The organism is Pseudoxanthomonas japonensis, from assembly GCF_010093445.1.
Classification (GTDB): domain Bacteria; phylum Pseudomonadota; class Gammaproteobacteria; order Xanthomonadales; family Xanthomonadaceae; genus Pseudoxanthomonas_A; species Pseudoxanthomonas_A japonensis.
The window spans coordinates 1-3552 of sequence record NZ_PDWW01000047.1 but is presented as its reverse complement, the minus strand read 5'-3'; the positions used below and the strand labels follow the sequence as shown (position 1 = coordinate 3552).

The window sequence follows — 3552 nt, the reverse complement described above, 5'->3', positions numbered from 1 at the left end:
GCCGGGCGATGAAATCGTCCCCTCTCGTCCATTCGTGGAACATCGCCGCGAGCAGGTGGAGGCACACCAGTCCCAGCAGGATCCACGCACCGTACACATGCACGTACCAGGCGACGGCGCGTCCGGTTTCCTCGTCCGGCGGGACGAACAGCGCCGGCATCTCGAGACCGCCGAACAAGGTGCGATCCGCGCCCATCCATACCCAGATGACATGCCCGCTGAGCGGCAATGCCAGCACCAGCAGATAAAGCAGGCCATGGATCCAGGATCGCGCGCGATGTACGCCGGGTGGTTCCTCGGTGTCCACTGCCGGCATGGACATCACCAGGCGCAGACAGAGTCGTAGCACCGTCAGGGCCAGGATCAGCATGCCCAGCCGGAAATGCAGCCGCAGCAGCGCCTCCGACCACCGCACGGCGCCGTACTCCGCCACGAAGCCGAGCGTGAACTGCATCGCCAGCAGCAGGGCGAGCAGCCAGTGCAGCACGCGCAGCGGCAAGGGATAGCGTTCCAACACGGGCTTTCTCACGGTGCGCATCCGGGATACCCCGGGATGTTCCGGCCCAGCACGATGTCGCGACGTGCGAGCCATCCGTCCGCGGTCCGCACCGGCGCCACGATGCCGCCACCACCGCGTCCCTTGTTCGCCTTGCGTGCGGCCGAGGCCGTCAGGTGCGGGTCGTCGCGGAAGAGCACGTCGTCGATGTAGTACAGCGCGCAGCCGGGCTCGATGACGTACAGGTGGATGTGCTGCGGCATGGTGCTGCCCGGGTAGCTGCCGGGACGGATCGTCAGGAAGGTGTACGTCCCGTCCGCATCGCTGGCGGCCCATGCGCGCAGGCGCCCGTGCTGGCGGATGCCTGCATCGCGGTCGCCCCCTTCGCCCGGGTAGAGGCCTTGCCGGTCCGTCTGGTGCGCGTACACCACCACGCTGCGCCGCGGCTTGCCTTCCGCATCGGTCACCCGTCCGGTCAGGCGCAGGCGCTCGCCGGGTTCGTCGTCGGGTGCCAGTCGGGCGATGGCGGGCGGGTCTGCGGGAAGGCCGATCAAGGGGACGTCGCAGTCCTCGCAGGGCAGTCCGACGACGGGCGTCGCGGCGGTGCCCGGTGGTGCGCACGCGGCAACCAGCAACAGGACGCATGTGCGTGCGACACGCGGCAGGGCCAAGGGGGTGGAGTGGGACATGGGCGGTCTCCGGTGGGTGCAGAAGGGAAGAGCCGGCATCGCCACGCTCCGTTAACCGCGCCTGGCGTGTTAACACTTCCGCCCGGACCGCCCTCTGCTTCCACGCCACTCCGGACTCCATGGGCCATGAAGGCCACGATCGATCCCGCTGACATCGCCAGGCAGGTGCAGGACGCGCAGCGAGGCGCGCAGGCGGCGTTCGCGTGGCTCTACCGCACGTTCGCGCCACTGGTGCATGCCATCCACCTGGGCATGACCTCGCGCGCCAGGGCGGAAGAACTGACGCAGGAGACCTTCGTCATCGCGTTCGACCGGTTGGCGCAACTGCGCGATCCCGCGTCCTTCGGTGCGTGGATCGCGAAGATTGCCCGCCGGAACCGTCCGGTTTCCAGGGTCGAGGAACGGGACCTTGCGGAAACCGACGATCCTGCGTGGCCGGGTGCGGGTCCCGAATCGGTCGCCCAGGCGAACGAAGCCCTGCGTGCGATCCGGCGCTTGCCCGAGGCCTATCGCGAAACGCTGGTGCTGCGACTGGTCGAAGGCCTGAGTGGTCCGGAGATCGCGAGCCTGACCGGGATGACGCCGGAGTCGGTCCGCGTGAACCTCCATCGCGGCATGACCCGGCTGCGCGATGCGCTGGGCATGGCCGTGCAGCACGAGGAGAGGGGTGATGACCGAACAACCTGATCCGCTGTGGGATCCGCAGCAGTCCGGCGACGAGACGCTGGCGCGCCTGACCTCGTTGCTGGGCCGGTATAGGCATGTGCCGGCACCCGAGCGCGTGTGGTCTGCAGGACCGCCGATCGTTCCGCGCAGGCGCACGCGCCGCGCCGTAATCGCAAGCGCCGTCGCGCTTGCGGCGTGCATGGTAGCCGTCGCCGTCTGGGTGCCCTGGCGCCTGCACTGGGACGAACGTCGGCAGTGGGCGGTCGACGCGGATGCCGGATCACTGCCGGCCACGCTGGGCGTCGGCAACATGCTGACGACCAGCGCCGGAGAATCGGCCACGGTCCGGGTGGCGCGCATCGGCCGCATTGACGTGCTGCCGGGAACGCGGATCCGGTTGCTAGACACGCGCGGTGGCCATCATCGTCTGGAACTGCTGGAAGGTCGCGTACGTGCACGCATCTGGGCGCCTCCCGGGTACTTCGGCATTGCAGCGGGCGCCAGTGAAACCGTCGACCTGGGCTGCGAGTTCGAGATGAGCCGCAACCCGCAGGGCGAAGGGGCGATCCACGTGACCAGTGGCTGGATCATGCATCGCGTGGACGGGCAGGAGACGCTGGTGCCTGCGGGATCGCGTCTGGACTTCGACGCGGCGCGCAGCGGCATTCCGCTCTCCACCATGTCGAGTCCCGCCTTCCGTGCCGCCGTCCAGCGACTGGACCTGGCGATGGCGGAGGGAAGGCGTCCGCCCGGGGCCGAGGAGGCCGTCGTCCGCGAGGCGACCGCATCAGACAGCTTCGCGTTGCTCAGCCTGCTGACGCGCTATCCCACACTTGCCAGCGGCCCGGTCTATCCGAAGCTGGCAACGCTTCTCGACCTGCCGGTCGACGCCCCGCATCGGGACGCGTGGTCGCGTGGCAGCATGCACGCGATGAATCTGTGGTGGGAGCGTATTCCACGTCCCCCCAAGGCATGGTGGTTGAACTGGCAAGACGCGTTCCGGTAGTCGAGTCCGAGCATCGGAAAGGCGCCGGACCGGTCGGCCGGATGGTGATGGCGATACCTGGAGAATCCCTTTTGGATCTCATATCCCTCGGGTTCAAGATGGTCTGGGCGACGGTCGGACTCTTCTGGCTGTGGAGCGCCCGCGGCGTAAAGCGCTCCAGTCGTACCGAATCCCTGTTGCTCCAGCTTGTCGTCTACTGGGCACCCTTGCTCATGGCTTTCCTGCTGCTCGGCCCAAGCGACTGGTTCCAGGGCAGCTTCCTCAACGAGCGCTTCATTCCCAAGGCGCTGTGGACGAAAGGGGTGGGCCTCGCGCTCGCCGCCGCGGGTGCAATGCTGGCCTGCTGGTCGCGGCATATCCTGGGGCGCAACTGGAGCAGTGTCGTCCAGCTCAAGCAGGATCACGAGCTCATCGAGTCCGGCCCTTACCGGTACATCCGCCACCCCATCTATACCGGTCTTCTGCTCGCATTCCTGGGCACCGCGCTGAAGGTAGGTGACTGGCGAGGTCTCCTTGCCGTTGCGATCGTGCTGGCCTCCTTCCGGCGCAAACTCGGCGTGGAGGAGCGCTGGCTCAGCGAGGAATTCGGCGCAGCCTACGCGGCATACAGGCGGCGCACCAAGGCACTGGTTCCCGGTGTGATCTAGAGGCTGGCGTCGCAGTCGAAGCGAGCTTGCAGCGATCCGGCCGATGTC

General features: G+C 67.8%; 5 protein-coding genes. 3 read left to right on the top strand and 2 right to left on the bottom strand.

Translation table 11 applies throughout. The features are described from left to right. Both CSC78_RS18650 and CSC78_RS18645 read right to left on the bottom strand, forming a co-directional pair. Positions 1-529 (bottom strand): cytochrome b (locus tag CSC78_RS18650; protein ID WP_162339369.1); only part of this gene is annotated, 529 nt, incomplete at its 3' end. Next, positions 526-1185, bottom strand: a complete 660-nt coding sequence (locus tag CSC78_RS18645; protein ID WP_162339368.1) for a dioxygenase family protein — start codon at positions 1183-1185, stop codon at positions 526-528. The genes CSC78_RS18645 and CSC78_RS18650, both read right to left, overlap by 4 nt. Positions 1186-1311: 126 nt before the next feature. Here CSC78_RS18645 and CSC78_RS18640 point away from each other — a divergent pair, with 126 nt between their 5' ends. The 3 genes from CSC78_RS18640 to CSC78_RS18630 are packed head-to-tail and all read left to right on the top strand — an operon-like array spanning position 1312 to position 3504. Further along, a complete protein-coding gene (locus tag CSC78_RS18640) occupies positions 1312-1872 on the top strand; it encodes an RNA polymerase sigma factor (protein ID WP_162339367.1) in 561 nt (186 codons plus the stop codon). Then, a complete protein-coding gene (locus CSC78_RS18635; RefSeq protein WP_162339366.1) occupies positions 1856-2857 on the top strand; it encodes an anti-sigma factor in 1002 nt (333 codons plus the stop codon). The genes CSC78_RS18640 and CSC78_RS18635 overlap by 17 nt, the downstream gene beginning before the upstream one ends. After that, positions 2824-3504: a methyltransferase family protein gene (locus tag CSC78_RS18630; protein ID WP_238391346.1), complete on the top strand. Its 681-nt coding sequence runs from the start codon at positions 2824-2826 to the stop codon at positions 3502-3504. The genes CSC78_RS18635 and CSC78_RS18630 overlap by 34 nt, the downstream gene beginning before the upstream one ends. Positions 3505-3552 lie beyond the last annotated feature (48 nt).

Bases quoted from the DNA above. Each gene is read 5' to 3' on its own strand.
- CSC78_RS18645 (WP_162339368.1), bottom strand. From the start codon at position 1,185: ATGTCCCACTCCACCCCCTTGGCCCTGCCGCGTGTCGCACGCACATGC.
- CSC78_RS18630 (WP_238391346.1), top strand. From the start codon at position 2,824: ATGGTGGTTGAACTGGCAAGACGCGTTCCGGTAGTCGAGTCCGAGCAT.
- CSC78_RS18640 (WP_162339367.1), top strand. From the start codon at position 1,312: ATGAAGGCCACGATCGATCCCGCTGACATCGCCAGGCAGGTGCAGGAC.
- CSC78_RS18635 (WP_162339366.1), top strand. From the start codon at position 1,856: ATGACCGAACAACCTGATCCGCTGTGGGATCCGCAGCAGTCCGGCGAC.